The 21,247-nt window shown below is 53.4% G+C and carries 19 protein-coding genes; 9 read left to right on the top strand and 10 right to left on the bottom strand.

Annotated features, from left to right (window positions below; translation table 11 throughout):
* Positions 1-16 precede the first annotated feature (16 nt).
* The 3 genes from ACS5NO_RS06870 (at position 17) to ACS5NO_RS06860 (ending at position 5,570) form a co-directional block, all read left to right on the top strand.
* Positions 17-1,225, top strand: coding sequence for a hypothetical protein (locus ACS5NO_RS06870; RefSeq protein ID WP_439414437.1), 1,209 nt, complete (start codon positions 17-19; stop codon positions 1,223-1,225).
* A 522-nt stretch (positions 1,226-1,747) separates the two neighbouring features.
* Positions 1,748-4,021: a TonB-dependent receptor gene (locus ACS5NO_RS06865; RefSeq protein WP_439414436.1), complete on the top strand. Its 2,274-nt coding sequence runs from the start codon at positions 1,748-1,750 to the stop codon at positions 4,019-4,021.
* Positions 4,022-4,175: 154 nt separating this feature from the next.
* A complete protein-coding gene (locus ACS5NO_RS06860; RefSeq protein ID WP_439414435.1) occupies positions 4,176-5,570 on the top strand; it encodes an HmuY family protein in 1,395 nt (464 codons plus the stop codon).
* 96 nt (positions 5,571-5,666) lie between these two features.
* On the opposite strand, the gene ACS5NO_RS06855 is transcribed toward ACS5NO_RS06860, so the two are convergent.
* The 9 genes from ACS5NO_RS06855 to ACS5NO_RS06815 all read right to left on the bottom strand — a co-directional run bounded on the left by ACS5NO_RS06855 (position 5,667) and on the right by ACS5NO_RS06815 (position 12,653).
* Entirely contained in the window at positions 5,667-6,818 is a 1,152-nt protein-coding gene (locus ACS5NO_RS06855; protein WP_439414434.1) for a hypothetical protein, read from the bottom strand.
* Between the two features lie 248 nt (positions 6,819-7,066).
* Positions 7,067-7,423 (bottom strand): DUF6686 family protein, encoded by a 357-nt coding sequence (locus ACS5NO_RS06850; RefSeq protein ID WP_439414433.1) that lies wholly within the window; start codon positions 7,421-7,423, stop codon positions 7,067-7,069.
* 65 nt (positions 7,424-7,488) lie between these two features.
* Positions 7,489-8,088 (bottom strand): HmuY family protein, encoded by a 600-nt coding sequence (locus tag ACS5NO_RS06845; RefSeq protein ID WP_439414432.1) that lies wholly within the window; start codon positions 8,086-8,088, stop codon positions 7,489-7,491.
* Positions 8,089-8,139: 51 nt separating this feature from the next.
* Positions 8,140-8,367: a hypothetical protein gene (locus tag ACS5NO_RS06840; protein ID WP_150881487.1), complete on the bottom strand. Its 228-nt coding sequence runs from the start codon at positions 8,365-8,367 to the stop codon at positions 8,140-8,142.
* Positions 8,367-9,407, bottom strand: a complete 1,041-nt coding sequence (locus tag ACS5NO_RS06835) for a hemin-degrading factor (RefSeq protein ID WP_439414431.1) — start codon at positions 9,405-9,407, stop codon at positions 8,367-8,369. The genes ACS5NO_RS06840 and ACS5NO_RS06835 overlap by 1 nt, the downstream gene beginning before the upstream one ends.
* 12 nt (positions 9,408-9,419) lie before the next feature.
* Complete coding sequence (locus tag ACS5NO_RS06830; protein WP_439414430.1) at positions 9,420-10,259, bottom strand: heme ABC transporter ATP-binding protein; 840 nt, start codon at positions 10,257-10,259, stop codon at positions 9,420-9,422.
* A gap of 30 nt (positions 10,260-10,289) precedes the next feature.
* A complete protein-coding gene (locus ACS5NO_RS06825) occupies positions 10,290-11,396 on the bottom strand; it encodes a FecCD family ABC transporter permease (protein ID WP_439414429.1) in 1,107 nt (368 codons plus the stop codon).
* 32 nt (positions 11,397-11,428) lie between these two features.
* Positions 11,429-12,289, bottom strand: a complete 861-nt coding sequence (locus tag ACS5NO_RS06820; RefSeq protein WP_439414428.1) for a heme/hemin ABC transporter substrate-binding protein — start codon at positions 12,287-12,289, stop codon at positions 11,429-11,431.
* Between the two features lie 178 nt (positions 12,290-12,467).
* Entirely contained in the window at positions 12,468-12,653 is a 186-nt protein-coding gene (locus ACS5NO_RS06815) for a hypothetical protein (RefSeq protein WP_114405693.1), read from the bottom strand.
* Positions 12,654-12,795: 142 nt separating this feature from the next.
* Here ACS5NO_RS06815 and ACS5NO_RS06810 point away from each other — a divergent pair, with 142 nt between their 5' ends.
* The 5 genes from ACS5NO_RS06810 to ACS5NO_RS06790 all read left to right on the top strand — a co-directional run bounded on the left by ACS5NO_RS06810 (position 12,796) and on the right by ACS5NO_RS06790 (position 17,555).
* A complete protein-coding gene (locus tag ACS5NO_RS06810; protein WP_439414427.1) occupies positions 12,796-13,371 on the top strand; it encodes an RNA polymerase sigma factor in 576 nt (191 codons plus the stop codon).
* 1 nt (position 13,372) lies between these two features.
* Positions 13,373-14,515 carry a trypsin-like peptidase domain-containing protein gene (locus tag ACS5NO_RS06805; protein WP_439414426.1) on the top strand — a complete coding sequence of 381 codons (1,143 nt, stop codon included), beginning with the start codon at positions 13,373-13,375 and terminating at the stop codon, positions 14,513-14,515.
* A gap of 219 nt (positions 14,516-14,734) precedes the next feature.
* Entirely contained in the window at positions 14,735-15,979 is a 1,245-nt protein-coding gene (locus ACS5NO_RS06800) for a sugar MFS transporter (RefSeq protein WP_138989349.1), read from the top strand.
* 125 nt (positions 15,980-16,104) lie between these two features.
* Positions 16,105-16,608 (top strand): hypothetical protein, encoded by a 504-nt coding sequence (locus ACS5NO_RS06795; RefSeq protein ID WP_439414425.1) that lies wholly within the window; start codon positions 16,105-16,107, stop codon positions 16,606-16,608.
* 50 nt (positions 16,609-16,658) lie between these two features.
* Positions 16,659-17,555, top strand: coding sequence for a pirin family protein (locus tag ACS5NO_RS06790; RefSeq protein WP_439414424.1), 897 nt, complete (start codon positions 16,659-16,661; stop codon positions 17,553-17,555).
* Positions 17,556-17,604: 49 nt separating this feature from the next.
* Here the strand turns inward: ACS5NO_RS06790 and ACS5NO_RS06785 are convergent, their stop codons facing one another.
* Entirely contained in the window at positions 17,605-18,660 is a 1,056-nt protein-coding gene (locus ACS5NO_RS06785) for an alpha-hydroxy acid oxidase (protein ID WP_439414423.1), read from the bottom strand.
* A 314-nt stretch (positions 18,661-18,974) separates the two neighbouring features.
* On the opposite strand from ACS5NO_RS06785, the gene ACS5NO_RS06780 reads away from it, so the two are divergent.
* Positions 18,975-21,233, top strand: coding sequence for a S8 family serine peptidase (locus ACS5NO_RS06780; protein ID WP_439414422.1), 2,259 nt, complete (start codon positions 18,975-18,977; stop codon positions 21,231-21,233).
* Positions 21,234-21,247 lie beyond the last annotated feature (14 nt).

The raw sequence follows: 21,247 nt of genomic DNA, 5'->3' as shown, positions 1-21,247 counted from the left end.
ATTAATAAAAACTACGATGAAAAAAACAACGCTACTTTCCCGGTTCTGGATGATGGGTTTACTCGCAGCCAGCCTGTCGGCCTGTCACACCGACGATTCAAAAACCGTCCAACCCACCGACAACGAAGCGGCCTTTACGCGCCTACTAGTCAGCGATGCCGAAACCGGTGATTTGACGCTGGTAAACCCCGCGAAACAAACCACCGAAAAATTTTCGGCCCCGTTTGGTGCCAATGCGCTTTATCCAACCGCCAGCGGACGGTTTTCGGCGGTGGTCAATCGGGCCAACCACCACGTCCGGTTTTTCGACAGCGGTATTGTCGACCACGGTGACCATGCCGACGTGAAAGGAACACCCAAATGGGCGGCTCTGACGCTCGAAGCCAGTTTGCCCACGCACGTTTATGTCTGGGGAAACCGCATCGTCGTTTTCAATGACGGCGAAGGTTCCCTGTCGCTGACGACGGAGGACGAACTGCACACAGCGGGGGCCAAAGCCAAAGTAATTAAAGTGGATGTGCCGCACCACGGCGCGGTGGTTCCCTTCAGCAATGGCACGTTTGCCGTGACCAAAAAGGACAATTCAGTTGCCGGGACGTTGCCTCAAGGGGTGAAAATCGTCGACGAAAATGGGGTTGTGGTAAAAGAGTCCACGATTGCCGTCACCAGCATTCACGGCGATGTGGGCAATGGCGAAGTGGCCCTTTTCGGAACCACCAACGGGATTCTGTCTGTCAATAAAGACGGGAATCAGCAATTGATCAAGTATCCCGCCGATTTTGGAACCGGCTGGCTGGGCTCCATCGTCTATGACCAAAGCTCGAAGACTTTTTATGGTTTCGGAGCCGCTTTAGGCGTGTATCGAATCGATCTCGTCACCAACACGCTGACTCCACTCCTCAAAACCGATCAGCTTCACTCGTTCAAAATTTCGAATGATGGGGATGTTTTTGCGATGCTGACCGACGGTACACTGAAAGGTTTCAACGCTTCCGGTTCGGCGCTGCACGATTTGAAAGTCGTAGACGCCATTGCGGCTGATGCCAAAGTGAAACCGGATTTCAGCATCACGAAGCGGTATGTATACGTAACCGACCCCGTCAAAAATCAAATCATCCCGGTTTTGCGCAGTAGTTTCTCGGCCAAACCAGCGATTTCCGTTCCGGGTAAACCGTACCGGATTGTGGTGATTGGCGCTCAACAGGATAAAAAAGGAGAAGAATAATCTATCCATAGTTCAAATCGGGGGATTACAATATGATCCCATCCCTACGGGATTGGTTGGATTTGATGATGCCTCTTCGGCGGGTTAAAACCCACCGCTACAAGATGATTCATCCCTACGGGATTGGTTGGATTTGATGAAACCGTTTCGACGGGTTCGATCGAATCTACAATATGATCCATCCCTACGGGATTGTCCAATCCAAAAATCCCGTAGGGATGGATCATATTGTAGCCCCCGGTTTGATCCAGGGTATAAATGAATCCCGTAGGGATGACCGATACAACAACAAGGAATACAAGACCCTTGAAAAAACAAACCGTAGGTGCATACAACCCGGCCCATTTGGCCGGGTTTCTTTTTGGTTCCAATCACAGGCTGAATGACAGCCCTTTTCTAAATTTTCTCAAAAAAAATCCCGAACTGTAGCATTGCTCATTTGAACTTGTACCTTTGCAATAATTTATAATCAGTCCAAATAAGAATAATTAATCAATCTAAATAAATATTACTGCCTCAGCAATGCGATACGTTTTCCTCTATCTGTGTTGTTTCCACCTGATCAGTACACTGGTCCAGGCGCAGGGATCAACCGGAAAAATCAGCGGAAGGGTGGTTTCAGCCGACGGAAAACCGGCGGTTTCGGCGACGATTCTGCTGAATGCAACCCGGTATGGAACCACCGCAGACGCGGAAGGATGGTATTCACTGGAAGCCCCGGAAGGTCGCTATAGTATAGTGATTCAGTCACTTGGCTTCGGAACGCAAACTATTCCGGTTCGGGTAAAAGCCGGAGAAACCGTCACCATTCCGCCAACCATCCTCAGCGAAGCGGCCCGACAACTGGACGATGTGGTCGTCACCGGCCAGTACGAACCGCAATCCGTCCGCCAGTCGGTCTACCAGATTCGCACCATCGACCGCGAGCGGATTCAACTGCGGGGTGCCACCAACCTCATCGGCGTGTTAAACAACGAACTGGGCATCCGGTTTTCCAACGATGCGACGCTCGGGACCTCAGACATTCAACTGATGGGCATGTCGGGTCGGAACGTAAAAATTCTGCTCGACGGCGTCCCGATGGTCGACCGGGGCGACACCCGCGAGAGCCTCAATCAGATCGATATCAACACCATCGACCGCGTCGAAATCGTGGAAGGCCCCATGTCGGTTTCCTACGGCACCGACGCGCTGGCTGGCATCATCAACATCATCACCAAAAAACCGGGCAGCGAACGCATCGCTCTGTCGGGGCGTGTTCAGGAAGAATCCGTCGGGAAAGAATACAAAGGATTTAGCGGAAAAGGCACTCACAATCAGAACCTGGGAGCGACCTGGCAAAAAAATGGCTGGCACGTGGGCGTGGGCGGAACACACAATGAATTCGGCGGCTGGCAGGGAACGTCGTTGACCCGAACGAAAGACTGGCATGCCAAAAAGCAGTGGCTGGGTAACGTCAAACTCGGGTTTCGAAATGAAAATTTCAACGTCTGGTACCGGCTGGATGCGGTCGATGAAACCATCAACGCGCTGGGTGCCGTGAACGTGAACACCAACCAGGCCCGGGACCAGAACTTCATCACCAGCCGGTTTACCCACCAGGCGCAGGGCGACTGGCGGGCCAGTGAGCGGCTGCAACTGAACGGTATTGTGTCGTACACCGACTACAGCCGTCGCACCCAGACCACCACCCTCGATTTAACGACCGGTCGACGAACGTTGTCACTCGGCCAGGGCGAGCAGGATGTTTCGGACTTTGTCAGCCAGGTGTTTCGGGTCACAGCCCAATACAAAGTGTCGCCGGCGGTTTCGTTGCAACCCGGCATCGACATCAACACGGAGCGTGCCAGCGGTGCCCGAATCCTGGGTTCACCGTCGATCAACGACTACGCTTTTTTTGTTTCCTCAGAACTCAAACCGACCTCCGCCATCACCATCCGGCCGGGTTTGCGGTTTGTAAAAAACTCGGTTTACGACGCGCCACCGGTTATTCCGTCCCTGAATACGAAAATCACCCTACACAAAAATACAGATCTGCGGCTGGCCTACGCCCGCGGTTTTCGCTCGCCGGCTTTGCGTGAGTTGTACTTTAACTTCTTCGATGCCAGCCACTCCATCACCGGCAACCCAAACCTGAAAGCCGAGTATTCCAACAGTTTCAACGGTTCCATTTCCTGGCGGTCGGTGGCCACCAGCACGCTCCGGATTACGTCCACCCTGACCGGTTTCTACAACGATTTCCATGATTTGATTGCGTATGGCAACGACCCCAATAACCCGGGGGTGATGAAAACCATCAACATCGACCGGTTCAAAACCACGGGCGGAACCTTCAATAATACCCTGTCTAGCAAGCATCTTCAGTTAACCGTCGGTTTTTCTCACATCGGCCGCTACAACAGTTTAACGCAGGATGATCCGGGTTTACCGGAGTTTGTCTGGTCGCCGGAGGTCAATGCCAACCTGACCTATCACCTGCAAAAGATCGACACCAAGGTCAGTCTCTTTTATAAATACACCGGCAAAAGGCCGACTTACGAAAGCCTGACCGACGCCGAAGGAAAGCCGGTCACGCGCCTGGCCGAAACCGCCGATTACCACTGGGCCGACCTGACGATCAGCAAATCCATTACGAAATACGTCACGCTGAATGGTGGTGCCAAAAACCTGTTCAATGTCACGCGGCTCACCAATACGTCGACCGACACCGGAGGTTCACACAGCACTGGCGGGGCCGTTCCGCTGAGTTATGGACGGTCTTATTTTCTTGGGTTAAATTTTCAGTGGAGTCAATAGTTTTTCTAGAGTAAAGAGCTGAGACGAGAGAATAAAGACATCAAATAAGCCAACATCTTCCAGTCTTTACTCTCTTGTCTTCACTCTCTTGTCTCAGCTCTTTATTCACCAATCAATCCAATTAATTTCCTTATTTTATAAATCCAGTACACCCATGAACACTGTACGTTCCATTTTTGTATTCCTCGCTTTTAGTGCCTGCATCAGTGCGTGCAAACAGGATGATCCCCCGCTACCCGATAACCTGGTTCAATTTGATGCCAGTGAGCAGGGATTCGAATCCGACAAAACCGAAACAGAAGTCAAACTCACGTTGACGCGAAGTGCCGAAACCGCCACGGCCATTGTCATCGATCTGGCACCAACCGGTATTGCTTACGGCACCCAGTTTACAACCAATCCGGCGGCAACGAACAACAGTCTGACCGTTACCATTCCGGCCGGGAGCAGCACGGGTTCATTCAAAGTAATCAAAGCTACCAATCTTTTTCTGAGTGGGAAAGAGGCCATTAATTTCACGATTAAATCAGCCGCCAGCCCGGTTTTAGTCGGCACAAAAACCACGGCAGCGCTGAAGTTTTCATCAATTGTATCGACCGGTTCGCAACTCAAATTAAACGGTGGCGAAGGAGGTTCCAGCGCGGTCAATTCGGTTTTTGTCGATTTCAGTAACAACGCCCAGACCTCGGTAGCCCGCAATAGCTGGGATCTGGGGTTCTACGGCGGTACAGACTTTCGTGTTGTCATCAACGGCACCACGGGTGCTTCGGCCAAAGAACTGACCAAAACCGACTTGAGTCAGGTCACAGCCGCGGACACAGTCGGTTTACGAAACATCCTGATTCTGAGCCAGGGAACGGGCAGTTTCGATAATGTGGATGATGTAGAAGGTGATTTAACCAAAACCGTCATCAAAACCATTTCTGCTACGGATGCTGAAAACAAAGTATACATCATCAATCCGGGAACATCCGGGACAGCAGCCAAAGCCTGGTATAAAGTCCGGGTGGTTCGCAAAGGAACCGGTTATACACTGCAATACGCGCAGATTGCCGAAACGACGTTTAAGACACTGGATGTCACGAAAGATGCGAATTTAAATTTCAGTTATGTATCGTTCGAAAAAGGCTTGACTGAGGTGGAACCGGCGAAAACCAATTGGGATATCGAATGGACATTAGCGACTTATAAAGCGGCTTTAAGCGCGACGGCATCTGTTCCTTATACCTACGCGGATTTTGTTTTCATCAATCACCTGGGCGGTGTTGAAGCTGCAGAAGTTCTGACCAGCACCGTTACGTATGAAGCCTATGCCGAAGCGAACATCACGACAACAACATTCAAGAAAGAACGCAATGTAATCGGCAGCAACTGGCGTACCTCAGCGGGTCCGAATGGCGTCGCTGCGGGGGTTAAATCCGATCGGTTTTACGTCATAAAAGATGCCGTCGGAAACGTTTATAAATTAAAATTTCTGAATTATACTTCGTCTGATGGTGGCGTAAGGGGCTACCCGAATATCGAATTCAAACTGGTGAAGAAAGTCTAACGGTTTTCGGTATTCGGTTTACAGTTTACGGTGGCTGACGCGCGCTTACAAAAGAATGCGTCAGCCACCGTAAACTGTAAACCGAATACCGTAACCCTATCGTGCCTGATCCGCTACATAATTCCGGCGGAAACTCTCAACTTCATCGTTGGTAAATCCGTAAATACCCTGGATTCTCGCAACGGCCTGGCTCAATTTTGGCAATTCCTCAGAGGTATTGGTCACGAAGCGATACACCGACGCGGAGCGGTCGTAAGGGGCATTTAACAGGGTTAGGAGTTCGTCAATCTGGTTGTCCGTAATTTTCTTGTTGCCCGCATCAATGGTTCGCCAGCCGTGCAAAAAACCGGCGGCTTCGCTGATCAAATGCAACACATCCGCCCGCTGCTGTTCCGTCAGGCCGGTTGAATTCAAAATCGAAGTACTGGCGTGAATGGTATTGATAACCGTGGCCGCATTGATTTTTTCCCAATTCAGTTTGATGGCAGCCAGGGCTTCATCCCGGTAGGTATTGTAATCCTCTCCTTCCTGCAAAGCCGCCTGCAACGTAATGAATGCCAGGCGGTTTTGACTGTATAAACCCGTACCGGTGGCATCATCCCGCCGGGCCGCATAAGCCGCCATCAGCCGGTCGGGATTCTGGTAAAAAGTGCCGTTATCGCTGTTGTAAAACATCGGGCTGGCTCCGTATACATACAGAATCTGGTCGGCAGTCGCCGGGGTAAAAGTCCCTTTGGTCAGCGACAGGGCGTAATTGTACAAAGCCGCGCCATACATGCCTTTTTCAATCATCTGCCCCATTTCCAGGCCGTATTCATCAAACAGGTACGAGCCGTAAACGCCCCCTTCCCAGCTCCGGTCGAACGGGTAAAAGGTTCCGCCACTGGCTTTCGAGAGTTCGGCAAAAAAACCGTTGTTCCGGGCTTGAAGACGGCTGGCGAAATACGGCGTTGTGACGGACAGCAAACTGAATTCGCCCTGCGTAAAAGCCGCATTGAGCGATTCTTCCGAAACATACGTCCCCCGCTGCCCTCCTTTCCGGGCCTCCTCAACCAAACTCGTAAACTGTTGAATCAGAGGCTGTAGCGGCTCCGAATTAAATCGATACCCAACGCTATCGTACACCTGTGGAATGTTCAGCAAGGGCCGGACATCCGGGTCACTTTCTTCCTGGCAGGAAACCAGCCCAATCGTGAAGCCGCTTACCAGCAGAAGGGCCCATCGCTGGATTTGATACACTTTACTCATCATGTCTTATTTTTGATTAAAGAAGATAGAGCAAAGAATAGAGACCTAACTGGCTATTTATCAAGATTTCACACCTTGATCCCAACGTCTCTGCTCTTTCCTCTCTTCTCTATCTTCTCTTTATTACTACGTGCAAAGGTCTAACGAATTGTTCTATTAAAAAAAAAGCAGCGTCAAAGACCCTGCTTTTTCTATCCTACTCACTATAGCTTTTACTGTATTGTCTTCGTTTTTTCCTCAGCGGTAACTTAATTTAGTTCCGTCCACGCTTTCTCCAGCGTATTCATCCGCGCCATGGCGTTGTGCAGAATGCCTTTCAACTGCTCCAGCTCGATTCTCGTGAAACAGAAATACAGGGGTTCAACGGTCGTGCCGAGGTAAAGCCGTCGAATCTCACCGGCGCAATCCGTCGGGTGCCGGGCAAAAAAGCCATCGATATCGATCGACTCGACGTGCCGAAATAATTGCTGGAACTCGCCCGGTGACATGATCTGGAAGATGTTGTTGAACCGAAAACTGAGATTAGCCTTGCAACCCCGGCAGAGGTGAATCTCGCCGTGTTCGGTTTGGGCCAGTGTGATAAAGCGGGCATCGCGGTCAGCCATAACAAAGTCGATAAAACCGGCGGAGTCACGGATCCTTCCGCCGGATGATGTGGATATAGTAATGGTTACTGGATTTTTTTGCTGCCGTCGGGTTGGTACGCATAGCGAAAGGTGTAATACCGGCTTTCGCTTCCCGGTCCGTCCGGCCCACCTTTGTAATAGCCCAGAATTTCCACTTTGGCGTATTTGCCATCGCCGGTGCGGATCACGAGCACTTTATCGGCCGTAGGGGCAATCACGCCACCGCCGTAGGTATACCAGCCATTTCCCGAACCGGTCGGAATCGCCAGTTTGTTGGCATTGTCATCGACGGCAAAGGCTGCGTTTTCCGGTATGACAGTCAGGCTTTCGAACGTTCCGTTGTGCACATACGCGCCCCCCTGACCCGCCCGCCCGGTTCCGCCATTCACAATGAGGGTCGTCGCCCGAAAACCGATGTCCCATTTCGCCGTCGCGGAATCGCTGTTGGGGACTTGTTTGCCGTCTTTAAAACTGAAAAACGTAAACCGGTTGGTCGAGCCCATCGGTCGGCCCGACTGCGGGTCGTTGCTGGCCGGATCGGCGGGTAAATCATGGACGGTATTGACTTTTACTGATTGTGCCTGAACGGATGGGTGCAGCAACACGACACCCAGAAGCAGCTTTGCGATCGTTAAAGAATTCATTTTCAGAGGTACGGTTTTACTGAGTAGTGTGGTGATTTACCGGTTTTTAGATCAGGACAACACTTCACATGCGATACCGGCTTTGGTCAACAGGCGGATCACGACCTGTTCATCCAGCGGGATCAACAAATCTTCCGGGGCCTCAATCCGCAGCACACAGTCACGGTCTTCCATATCGACGCTCCACCGGCAAATGCCCCGGAGTTTACACAACCGGCAAGCCGCTTTGTGAAGCCGCTGCCCGGAATTGATGTTCGTTCGAAAGACCAGTACGTTCATCAGTGTGTGGCCCCTGCCAGCGCCGTTTGCGCGATGACGTCGCGCCATTCGGTTTTTTCGGGAATACCGGGTTTCCGTTTGCCAAAAACCAGCGCAATCTGATTGCCTTCCGCGTCGTATAATTCCAGGCTGGTGACAATGCCGTCGGTCGTGGGCTTTTTCACGACCCAGGCCGACGCGACATGGTCTTCCCGCAGGTGGAGGTTGAACTGCGGATCGAGCACGTTGAACCACGGCCCCATCGCAACCAGTTTCCGGACTTCACCCGTATGAATCTGGATGCAACCCCGGTTTCCCACAAAAATCATAATCGGCAAACCGCTTTTGGAAACCTCGGCAAACACATTTTTCACCGCTTCCATTGTGATCGGGAACGCATGACCTTCCGGTGCCAGGTGCATGGCCTGCAAACGGGAGACCTTGTGTTTCCGCAACATCCCGAAAAATTCGTGCGTATCCTTCAGGTTAAGCCAGGATTCCTGAAAAGCCGCCCCGTCGATGTCCGCATCCGGCGTTGGAACGACGGCTTCCGGTTTGGGTTCGAGGTCCAGACTTCCCGTCTGCTCAGCCGCCCGGTAGTTGGCAACCATCGCGTCGTAGGCGACCCCGTTGCTTTGGTCGGTCAGGTAAATTTTGTGAACGGCTTCGCCATCTGCGGCAAAAAACTGCAAACTCCGGCGGTCGTTTTCGTGGACGGCAAACCCGAACTTCCAGTTGGCCAGAAACAGGCGCAGGTCGATGTCTTCGCCCAACACCAGCCCGACATGGCCGTTGAACGACACGTTGAGGTATTCACCTTTTCGTTCGTGAACCACGCTGTCGTTGCGGGTCAGGGCCATGACGTAGCCCAGCGTCGGCACTTCTTTCAGCAGTTCGCGAAAATCACCTTCCAGTTGGATGGCGGTTTCGCCCAAGCCCGTAGCCACCAGTTCGGCTTCGCTGACGCCCAGTTGATTAGCTGCATCGCGAATGCGCACTTTGGGATTTTCGGCCTTAAAAGCCGCATACTGTTTTTTGAGATCCAGAACGGTTGTTGTCATGTTTTTGGTTCGCTAAATTGGAGAAGGAAAGGGAACAGGACTCGTCTGCCGGGTGTGAACGATCAACGGACCATCCAGTTCCGGCTGGTGAATAATTTGTACGGATAAATGAAACGCTTTAAAAATGGAATCGGTCGTCAGAACGGAAGCCGGTTTGCCGAAAGCCAGCGCCTTGCCTTCTTTCAGCAGCAGCACTTTGTCGGCGTATTGCATCACCAGATTAAGGTCGTGCAGAATGGCGATGACGCCGTAGCCGCGCCGGGTCAACTCGGTGGCGACTTCCAGCAAACTGTGCTGGTAATAAAAATCCAGCCCTGTGGTCGGTTCGTCGAGCAGCAGGTATTTGGGTTGGCGAATGGGCGCTTCGGGCTGGTTCAGTTCGTCAGCATCCATCAGTTGAGCCAGTATTTTAGCCAGATGAACCCGTTGCTGCTCCCCGCCCGACAGCGTCGGCACGGCCCGCCCGGACAAATGGGTAATACCGGTTCGTTCCAGGGCATACGCGACAATGGCCTGATCTTCAGGGCGTGGGTGGCCTTCAAAATGCGGATACCGCCCCATCATCACCAGTTCGTAGACACTGAATTCGAAAGCCAGCGGATTTTGCTGGGCCAAAACCGCCCGTCGCCGGGCCAGTTCCAGGGCCGAAAATCCCCTGATCGGTTTTTTATCCAGCAACACCTGCCCCTGCGTAGGCGTCAGTTCCCGGCTAAAGGTTTTCAGCAAGGTCGACTTCCCGGCCCCATTGGCTCCCACCACCGCCACCAGTTCACCCGGCTTTACCGCCAGCGACACGTCGTCCAGCAGGATTTTCCGGTTGATTTGGTAGGTGATGTGTTGCGCTTCCAGCATAGAACTTCGTTGTTGATTGGTATTCAGTTTTCAGTTTTCGGTATACGGTTTTCGCCCCGCGCCCCGCACCAGCATGAACAGAAAGGTTGGCGCGCCGATCATTCCGGTAATGATTCCGATGGGCAGTTCGGCGGGTGCCACCAGCGTTCGGGCAACGAGGTCCGATAAGGTCAATACAATGGCTCCCAACAAAGCGGAACCGGGCAATACCATGCGGTGGTTGGCACCCGAAACAAGCCGGATCAGATGCGGGATAACCAGCCCGATGAAACCGATGACGCCCGAAACCGCCACCGCAACGCCCACACCGAGCGTGGCCAGAATGACCACATTCCGTTTCAGTTTTGATATATCCACACCGAGGTGTCCGGCCTGACTCTCGCCCAGCGCGAAGGCATTCATGGGTTTGCTCAGACGCGGCATCAGCAGAACCGGCACCAGCAGAAAGGGCGTGGCGACCTGCAACACCTCCCAACTGGCACCACCCAGACTCCCCAGACTCCAGTAAGAAATCGCCCGAAGCTGAGCGTCATCGGCCAGATACATCATCAGTCCGCGCAGGGCTTCGCAAAAAACGTTGATGGCAACGCCGACCAGCAACATTGTTGAGACCACGGTCCGGCCGTTTTTACGAGCCAGGGTATAGACCAGGAGCGTCGTGCCGACCGCACCGGCAAAAGCCGCCAGTGACAGCGCGTACAAACCGGATAGCGACGACAGATCGCTGAAAACCCGCAGTTGCAACACGATCATCAAAACCGCCATAACCGATGCGCCCGACGAAATACCGATCAGACCCGGGTCCGCCAGTGGGTTCCGAAACAAGCCCTGAATGGCGGCACCCGAAATTCCCAACACGGCCCCCACCAGCACGCCCAACAGGATTCGCGGCAACCGGATGACGGTCAAAACCGTCTCCTGCTGCGGTTCTACGACATCCACTTCCCAACCAATTTGTTTGAGGAGAATGGCCAGAACATCCGGAATGGGAATCGACACGGCACCGATGCCCACCGACCAGATCATCACGACAATCAGCAGGACGGCCAGCAAGCCGTTCAGCCACCAGCCTTTGGAGCGGGACAAGCCGGGCTGCGAAGCTTGCGGGAGCGGCTGGGTCGTTGCGAGTGGTGTCAAATCCGTTTGCATCCGTGTGGGTCTATTCCGTTTTATTTTAAGGATACATCCTGACTGAGTTTCCGGCTCAATTCCTGCACGGCCAGCCCCAGTCGGGGGCTAAAACCGGTCAGCAACTGCCCGTCCATTTCAATCACCCGGCGGTTCCGACCAGCGTTGGTTTGGGCCACGCCCTGCACCTTCAGCAAACCGTCGATCCCACCCAGGCTTTCCAATCCGCTCGTAAACAGCAGAATCACATCCGGATTACCACTCACCAGGGCTTCCGGTGTCAGCGGTTTAAAGCTTTCGAAGTCGTTGAAGGCATTCTGCGCCCCGGCCAGTTGGACGATTTTTTCGATGGGTGTATTCCGGCCCGAAACCATCATGGTTCCGGTGCCACGAGCATAGATGAAGAGTACTTTCTGGACTTTAGCCGGTTTTCGTACCTTGGCCAGATCGGCATCCAGTTTGCGGGTGAGGGCCACTGCTTTCGCCGAAGCACCGAAGGCTTTCGCGACCTCAGTAATCAGTTTTTTGGTGCCGGCCACACTCGTTTCCTGATCAAAAATCAGTGTTTTCACCCCGGCACTTTTGAATTGTTGCAGCACTTCCGGCTTCAGATCCATGCTTCCGTTGGATCGAACACCAATGATGACGGTAGGACGCAGGGCCAGAACGGCTTCGGCACCGATGTTTCGATTGTGGCCCACTTTCGGAATTTTCTCCATAGCCGCCGGATAGGTGCTGGTGATGTCGACGCCGACCAACTGGTTTTGCAGCCCCAGATCGCAGAGAATTTCGGTCAGGGTTCCGTTCAGGGAGACGATCCGCTCGGTTTTCGGAACGCCCTGCGCAAACGTCGTTACACGGAGAGTCAGGAGGATGATAAGCCAATAGAGTTTCTTCGCCATGATGAACCAGTCGTTTGGGTAGCACAAATTAATTAGACTATTTCTAAATAAACAACTGTTAAGCGGTATTATTTTTTACTAGTCTAAATTAGAATTGTAGCAAATCCGGGTTGTCAGGCTTAAAAACAAAAAAGCCGCCCATTGCTGGGCGGCTTTCGTACGTTATAGAAACGTAGAATTATTTTGCTGAATCAGCAGCCATGCTGTCAGTTGCCATCGTCGTGTCAGACATCATAGAAGAGTCTGAAGACATTGCAGTTGAGTCCGTCGTTGAAGTTGTATCTTCAGCTTTTTTAGATTGACAAGCAGCAGCCAAAGAAACCATTGTAGCAACGAACAATACAGATTTAACGATACGTTTCATGAGAGTAGTTAGTTTAAAAGTTTTTTAGATCTCACCTTTAATACGGGAAAGGCCATTAGGTAACCCATCTTTTTTCAGAAAAATTAAAATTTATTTTTGGGTTACATTTGACCCGGAATCGTATTAAGTATGCAAGGAACCAATGACAGAGTCCAACCGTTTGCATGTATCTGACGACCAACTGCTTGCAGGGTTAGCCAACGGTTCGGACGAGATGCTGGAAGAACTGTACAGGCGGTATTTTCCGATGGTATTACACCTGATCCAGAATAACAGCGGCAGCGAAGACGATGCCAAAGATATTTATCAGGAAACGCTGATCGTGCTGTACGAGAAAGTGACATCGGATTCGCTGGAATTGCATTGCCAGTTAAAAACGTATCTCTATTCGGTGAGTCGCCGGCTTTGGCTCAAGCAGTTATCGAAGCGGAGTCGAAACGGCCATTCGCTGATCGATACCGAAGACCTGGCCGATGTGGACGACGATCTGATTGATCACGAGGCCCGTGACCGCCAGTTCGACCTGATGGCCGATTCGCTCGACCGCTTGGGAGAACCCTGCCGGACGTTGCTGGAGGATTTTTACATCCGCCATCTGTCGATGCAGGACATTACCGAAAAATTTGGCTATACGAACGCCGACAATGCCAAAACGCAGAAGTACAAGTGTCTGATGCGGCTTAAACGGTTGTTCTTTTCAGTATTTAAAGAGGAGTAAGATGATCGACCACCAGAAATTCACCGACTGGATTGACAAATGGCTTCGGAACGAGCTGACGGAAACGGAACGGCTGGAATTTGAAACGCTCCGTCGGTCAGACCCGGTTTTGGCCCAGCGTGCCAATGAGCAACAGCAACTGGCGAAAGCGCTGAAAAATTATGGCCAGCGGACTGACTTCCGCAGCCGTCTGAACCGGATTCATGCCAGCCTGGACATGGACGCCGTTCGGGACGAAGCCAGCCAGGTGTCTAAAGTTCGGAAACTGCACCGCAACGGCGGAACGATCCGGCAGTTGTGGCAAACCTACCGCCCCATTCTGGCGGTGGCCGCTTCGGTTGCGCTCATTACGACCTTCGGAACGCTGATGCTGGTGCGGCAATACCAGTCGAGCCACAAGCAGCAGGAACAATACAGCATGATGCGCCGGGATTTGCAGGCCATCCGGCGTTCGCAGAATGCGATTTTGCAGGATCTGAACGCCCGCGAACGCGCCTTGCAGATCAATCCGGGTCAGGTGGCCGGTTCGGGCTTCCTGCTGTCGCCGGACGGGTATCTGGTCACCAACACGCACATCATCCAGGACGCCGACTCGGTATACATCCAAAGTACGCACGGGGATATTTATAAAGCCAAAGTCGTTTACGCTGATCATAAATATGACCTCGCTATTTTGCAGGTTCACGAAGACAGTGCCTTTCGGGGAAAAACCGTCCTGCCCTACGGTTTTGAAGCGGGGCCAACCGATCTCGGCGAACGCGTCTTTACGCTGGGTTTTCCACGGGAAGAAATCGTTTACGGCGAAGGCTATCTGAGTTCAAAAACCGGGTATCGGGGTGACTCCACGGCGTATCAGGTGGCCATCAGTGTCAACCCCGGGAACTCCGGTGGTCCGCTGCTGGACGAAAAAGGCAATGTGATCGGCATCATCAGCGGCAAGCAGACCTCCACGGAAGGCGCTACGTTTGCCATCAAAACGGATTACCTGTTCCGGGCCATTTCCGCCATTCCGACCGACTCGCTCAAAAACAGTTCGATCCGGATGAGCCGCAAAAACGGTCTCGCCAAGCTGGCGCGGAAGGATCAGATCAAAAAAATTCAGGAGAGTGTCTACATGGTGAAGGTGTTTAAGCACGAAAAATAGGTCAGCTATTCAGCCCCTAAATCCCCTGAAGGGGACTTTCAGCATCCATTGGATTCTGCGTCCAAGTCCCCTTCAGGGGATTTAGGGGCAAAAAAGCCGACTCCGAAAGGGGCCGGCTTTTTTGTGGGCTTCATTTACCAAATTAAAATTAAGCGTTACCTTGTCCCTTCAATTGACGTCTTAGCAACCCTTGACCCGTATCTAAACGAACTCTTCCTTATGCAGGCCAGTGTCAGTAACCGAAAGCCAGCGGCTTTCACCGATAAGAAGTACCTCATTACCCTCGTATTTGTCACCTCCCTGTTCATGTTCTGGGGCATTGCCATCACGATGGGCGATGTGCTCAACAAACACTTTCAGCATGTGCTGAGCCTGACCAAAACCCAGTCGGCTTTCGTCCAGTTTGCCATTTTCGGGGCCTATTTCGTCATGGGAATTCCTGCCGGTCTTTTCATGAAGCGGTTTGGCTACAAAGCCGGTGTTTTACTGGGCCTGGGCCTTTTTGCTACGGGTGCCTTTCTGTTCGTTCCGGCAGCCAACGCGGCTTCCTTTACCTACTTCGGGCTGGCCCTGTTCATCCTGGGCTGCGGACTTTCTACCCTTGAAACCGTGGCTCACCCGTTTGTGGCCTCGCTCGGCGACCAGCGCACGAGCGACCAGCGGATCAATTTTGCCCAGGCCTTCAATGCGTTGGGGGCCATCATGGGACCCGCCATCGGTGCCTACTTTCTGCTTCGGGGCAATACGGAAGGAAGCACGGACCTGACGTCGGTCAAGACGCTCTACATCGTTATCGGCAGCGTCATCGCCGGGATTGCAGTGCTGTTTTCGTTTGTTAAAGTCCCCGCGCTGACCGACCCGCACGGTGCGGCTGCCGTTGATCCGGAAGCTGTCAATGTGGATATTGAACCGGGGAAGGGCCTTTTTCAGCACCGGCATTTCGTTTGGGCCGTCATTGCCCAGTTTTTCAATGTCGCGGCCCAAGCCGGTACCTGGGCGTTTTTCATCAACTACGGCCACGAAAAAATGGGTTTTTCCGATGAAACCGCCGGGAACTACATGGTCTTGTTCATGGGTCTCATGCTAGCCGGACGGTTTGTCGGGACTTTCCTGATGCGCTTTATCGCTCCCCATTCGCTGCTGGCGATCTTTGCAGCCAGCAACATCGTCATGTGTCTCATTATCGCTCAAAGCTGGGGATGGCCTTCCTTCATCGCGCTGCTGATGCTGAATTTCTTTTTCAGTATCATGTTCCCAACCATCTTCAGCCTGGGTTTGAAAAACCTGGGTTCGCACACCCAACAGGCGGCTTCCTTTATTTCGATGGGTGTCTGCGGTGGTGCGCTCTTTCCGTTTGCGATGGGTGCCGTTGCCGAATACGATGTGGCTGCGGCCTATTACCTCCCGATTATTTGTTACGCCGTCATTTTTCTGTTCGGTTCCAAATTTTCGAAACCGGTTTAAGCAGTTCCTTTTAGCGGTATTGCATTGCGAAACGCCAGCCTGGACTGGCGTTTCGCTTTTTCAGGCAAGTCTGGCAAATTATTTGTTTGTAAAACGAATAATGCAACCTCTTCTTAAAAATTGACATGGCACGCAGGTATCGTTTCGTTTCCCTTTTCTTCCTCCTGAGCAGTCCGGTTTTCGCCCAGCAAATCACGATGCGCGAACTCATCGACCTGACCTGCCTGAAAACCGCCCAGTTCGATTCCTGCCTGTTCCGAAAAGGATTTCTGTTCAAAAACCGCTCCGAAAGTGTAGCGAATCCGGCTTGTATTTACGAATTTCAGGCGTTTCCCTACGTCAGTACGTTGACCCAAACGTCGGCCCTGATTCAGTACATTTGCAACGGTCGGCTGGGCTTACTGAATTTTCAGCAGCCTTCCAAAACCGTGCAGGCGGTTTTGCGCCGGGAATTGATCGGAATGGGCTTTCTGCCCGCCGAAACCGTGGCCGGTTCGGAATTGACGGAACGCCAGATCTTTTACAAAGATAAAATCGTTGTCAGTTTCAAACCCGCCGACTCGGGCAACGGCATTGCCGGAAACTATACCGGGTATAGTATTTCGATCCACCACGAGCGACGGCTGTGAGGGGCGGGTTGACCAGCGTTTCGTATTTTGCTTTTTAAATAGGGTTTTACATGTCGAATATATCCATCATTATCGAAGAACGCCCGGCCGACATTGGTCATTTTCTGGTCGGCCGGCTCCTCCCCTTTCGCGAAAAGCGGATGGTGGGGCCTTTTATTTTCATCGACCACATGGGGCCTGCCCACCTGAGCGATCACGAAAATATCGACATTGGCCCCCATCCACACATCGGCCTTTCGACCCTCACCTATCTTTTTGACGGAGCCATTTTCCATAAAGACACCCTCGGCACGGAAGTAGAAATCACCCCCGGTCAGGTCAACTGGATGACGGCCGGAAAAGGCATCGTTCATTCGGAACGAACCCCGGAACACCTGCGTCATTCGGATAAAAGCCTGCACGGTTTACAAATCTGGGTGGCTCTGCCGAAAGAGCTGGAAGAAATGCCGCCTTCGTTCTTCCACGCGAATGCCGACGAAATACCGGCCTGGGAAACCGACGGCGTTTCCTACAAACTGATTGCGGGTACGGCTTTTGGGCGAAAATCACCCGTGCCGGTTTACAGCGATCTGTTCTTTCTGGAAATCAAAAGTCCAGCTACGAAAACCCTGACCATTGGCCATGAACTGATCGGTGAAGCGGGCCTGTATATTCTGGAAGGCAGCATTGAAAGCGAAGGCCATATCTACGAACCCAAACGCATTCTGGTGGCTAAAAACAGCCAGCTTTGCGAATTTACGATCAACGCCAACAGCACGGTTTATATTTTTGGCGGAAAACCCTTTGCCGAACCACGTCATATTTACTGGAATTTTGTAGCCACCAGCCTGGAACTTATCGAACAGGCCAAACAGCAGTGGCAGAAGGGTGAATTTCCGGTAATCGAAGGCGAAACCGATGTGGTGCCGCTGCCGCCCGATCCTCCCTATCTGAAGCAAAAACCGTAACGGCTGCGCCATCGGTAGCCTGACAACGCCGGGCGAATAGGCCGCCGTCCTATTGCCAGATTACCGAGCGGTCTATGCCCGCCAAAGTCGCCCGACCGGTCAGTGCCATGGCCAGTTCCAGTTCATATTGCAGGATTTGCAGCACTTTGGCGACGCCCTCAGCTCCTCCGCAGGCCAGGCCAAAACAGATCGGTTTACCAACCAAAACCGCGCTGGCACCCAGGGCAATGGCTTTCAGCACATCCGTTCCGCGTCGAATGCCGCCATCGAGCAAAATCGGCATCCGCTGGTCGACGCGCTCCGCAATACGCGGAAGGGCATCGATCGTAGCGGGTACGGTATCCAGATTCCGGCCACCGTGGTTGGAAACGATGATACCCGAAACGCCCGCCTGAACCGCCCGTTCGGCATCGTCCGGGTTCAGAATGCCCTTCAGCAAAACCGGTGTTTTGGCAAACGACTGAATCCACTCAATATCTTTCCAGATAAGCGGTTTTTTTTCGACCAACGGCCCGCCCATGTGGGGCGTGTGTACGCCGTCCGGCAATTTAAATCGGCTCCGGTGTTCCCGGTTCCGGACGCCGGGCGTGGGCGTATCCACCGTAATGCAAAGGGCGCGATAGCCCAGGGCTTCCGCTTCCTGAATCAGATTTTTGGTAAACGCCCGGTCGTCCCGAACATAAAGCTGAAACCAGAGCGGCCCAGTCGCCCGCTGCGCAATTTCGGCGAGGGGCGTGGTCGTAAACGAACTGACGACGTAAAGTGCCGAAGCCGCTCCGGCTCCCCGAACCGTAGCCAGTTCACCTTCAGGATGCAGGAGCCGATGGTAGGCCGTAGGCGCAATCAGAATGGGATGCGATAGACGGGTTCCAAAAAGCGAAACGCTGGTATCAAGTTGGCTCACATCCGTCAAAACCGTCGGGTTGAGCCTGATCGCATCCAAAGCCTGGCGGTTCCAGCGGAGGGTCAGTTCATCGGCGGCCCCGCTCGCTACGTATTCGTACGCCATTTTCGTCATCCAGTTAACCGCACTTTCTTCAAAGTCGAACAGATTGAGCAGGGTTGATACATCACGCGTCAGGGCACCGGGCGGTATTGCTTTCATACGAATTCACTTGGTTTTCCAACGTACAAATGGGAAATCCGGTCCAATTCTACCCGAAAAACAGGTTCATAATCCGAAATTTTCCTGTCAACCACCGGCCAGTCATTCACTCCTTTTCAGGCGGTTTTTCAAAGCGAAACGAGCCAACGGTTCACAACTTACCGTTCAGTAAAAACCGTTTCCGATACGATGGATTCTGGGTTTCAGAATGATACCTTAGCACCTGTTCCTGTCTGGTAGATCGGGCCGGAACACCCCGCTTCATCAACACCCGACAGGTCCTTCATTCACCCTAAAGCCTTCCTCCTACCGCCATGGCGATCAAACGTGTTATTGCTCATTTCATGCATGAGTTTGAGCAGAATGCCGCCCGGCAATTGCTCTCTCAGGCCGAAGAAACCGAGAGTTTTGTCATTGGCAGTGCCGACGACACCCAAATTGCTGCCTTGCGCGAACAGGGTCTGATTGTGGAAGAAATCCCGGTTTCGGAACCGCCTGCCGTAGACGACGATCCGCGTCGGGCGGGGAGTTTCTCCATTGGCCGGCCCCGGGGCGGTTTTGTGGAGAACGCGGAAGATTTTCCGCGCGACATTGATTTTTACAAAGTGTACCTGAACGGTCCCTTGCTGGAATCCCAGCGGGATCGGCTGCAGGTGCTGGATGTCAGCCCGATCGAGTTTTTTCCGCCCAACTCGTTCTCCGCCAGACTGTCCATTGCACAGGTGCAGGATTTACGCAACGAAGCCTTCGTTACAGACGTGGTGCGCTATGCCACACCCGTCATCAGGAGCAGAACGGCTACCCGTGGCGTCGGCGGGGGCGTTCCGCAGTTGGGCAGTATAAAAACCTACGACGTCCTGCTCCATTTGCCCGACGACCTCGACATCGTGGTGGATGCCCTCCGCGACCGGAATACCCTGGTGGTTCAGGCGAAAGGACGGAAAATTCGCATTCAGGCACTGGAAGACGACCCCCTGCTCGACGACCTCCGATCCATGCCAGAAGTATTTGACATTGAAGAATATACGCTCCCGAAACTCTTCAACGACGCGGCCCGTCAGTTGCTCCGGATCGACAACGCACCCGTGCCACCGGGGCTGACGACCACCAATATTCCCCAAACCGGAAAAGGTCAGATTGTGGGTGTAGCCGATACCGGTATCGACGACACCCACCCGGATCTGGTCAATCGCCTGATCGGAGCGGTGGGCCTGGGACGGCCCGGTGACCATTCCGACCCGAATGGCCACGGAACCCACGTGGCCGGATCGGTAGCCGGTGATGGGTCGGCATCGGGCGGAGCCATCAAAGGAACCGCCCCCGAAGCCTCCATTTTTTTCCAGTCCCTGCTTGATGCGCGGGGCGGTTTGGGCGGTTTGCCGCTCAACCTCGCCGATCTGTTTGAGGAAGCCTATCTGAAAGGAGCGCGGATTCACAACAACAGTTGGGGTGCCAATACGGAAGCGCGTTACACGTTCAATTCCAACGAAGTGGACGAGTATGTCGATCAACACCGGGATATGCTCATTGTCATTGCGGCCGGCAACGACGGCGACGCGTCCAGAGCCAGCCAGCGGGTGCAGCCCGGTTTTGCCGACTGGCTCTCGGTGGGGTCGCCAGCCACCGCCAAAAACGCCCTGACAGTGGGTGCCAGCCGCAGTAACCGCACCACAGGCGGACTCGCAGCGCTCACCTACGGCAACGTTTGGAGCGGTTCGTTTCCGGTCAACCCCAGTTCGTCCGAAACCGTGTCGGGCGACCCCACCTCCCTGGCTGAGTTCAGTAGCCGGGGGCCATGCGACGACGAGCGGATCAAGCCCGATGTGGTGGCCCCCGGAACCGACATCGTTTCGGCCAAATCCAAACTGGCCCCCCTCCGGAACTTCTGGGGACCCGACACCCGCCCGGAATACGCCTACAACGGCGGCACCAGCATGGCCTCCCCCCTCGTGGCCGGTTGTGCCGCGCTGGTTCGTCAGTATTACATCGAAGACCGGAACCTGGCCGAACCCAGTGCCGCGCTGCTCCGGGCCACGCTCGTCAACGGCACCAAATGGCTGACGGGCCGAAGCGCCGTGGCCGAACACCCTACCCTGCCCAATTTTCACCAGGGTTTTGGGGGCATCGACATGGGCCGGACCATTCCGAACACAGCGGAAAGCTTTGATCTGATTTTTATCGATTCCTGGAAAAACGATCCACAACTCCGGTTTGTAAGAACCGGCCAGCGGTTTCAGTTTGCGTTTAACCTCCCGGCCGCAAGCTGGCTGCGGCTGTGTCTGGTCTACACGGATTCTCCTGGTCGCTCCCTGCAAAACGACCTGGATCTGACCCTGGAACACCGTCCGGCGGCCGGGCCTGCCACCAAATGGGTCGGCAACCAGGACGCCGTGGCCAATCAGTTGCTGAAAACGCCGGATCGGAAAAATAACGTGGAGGTGATTCGGCTGGAGGCTGCGCAACCGGGGCGGTATCTGATCAAGGTCAGTGCCTATAACATTCCCAAACCGATTTCGCAGGATTTTGCGCTGGTACTAACGGCCCCTTCCATCCAGAATTTCGGACGTATTTGACACGGTTTTCCCCT

The sequence above is a fragment of the Larkinella fluvii genome (assembly GCF_051857545.1).
Classification (GTDB): Bacteria; Bacteroidota; Bacteroidia; order Cytophagales; family Spirosomataceae; genus Larkinella.
This window is presented reverse-complemented; position numbering and strand designations above follow the sequence as displayed.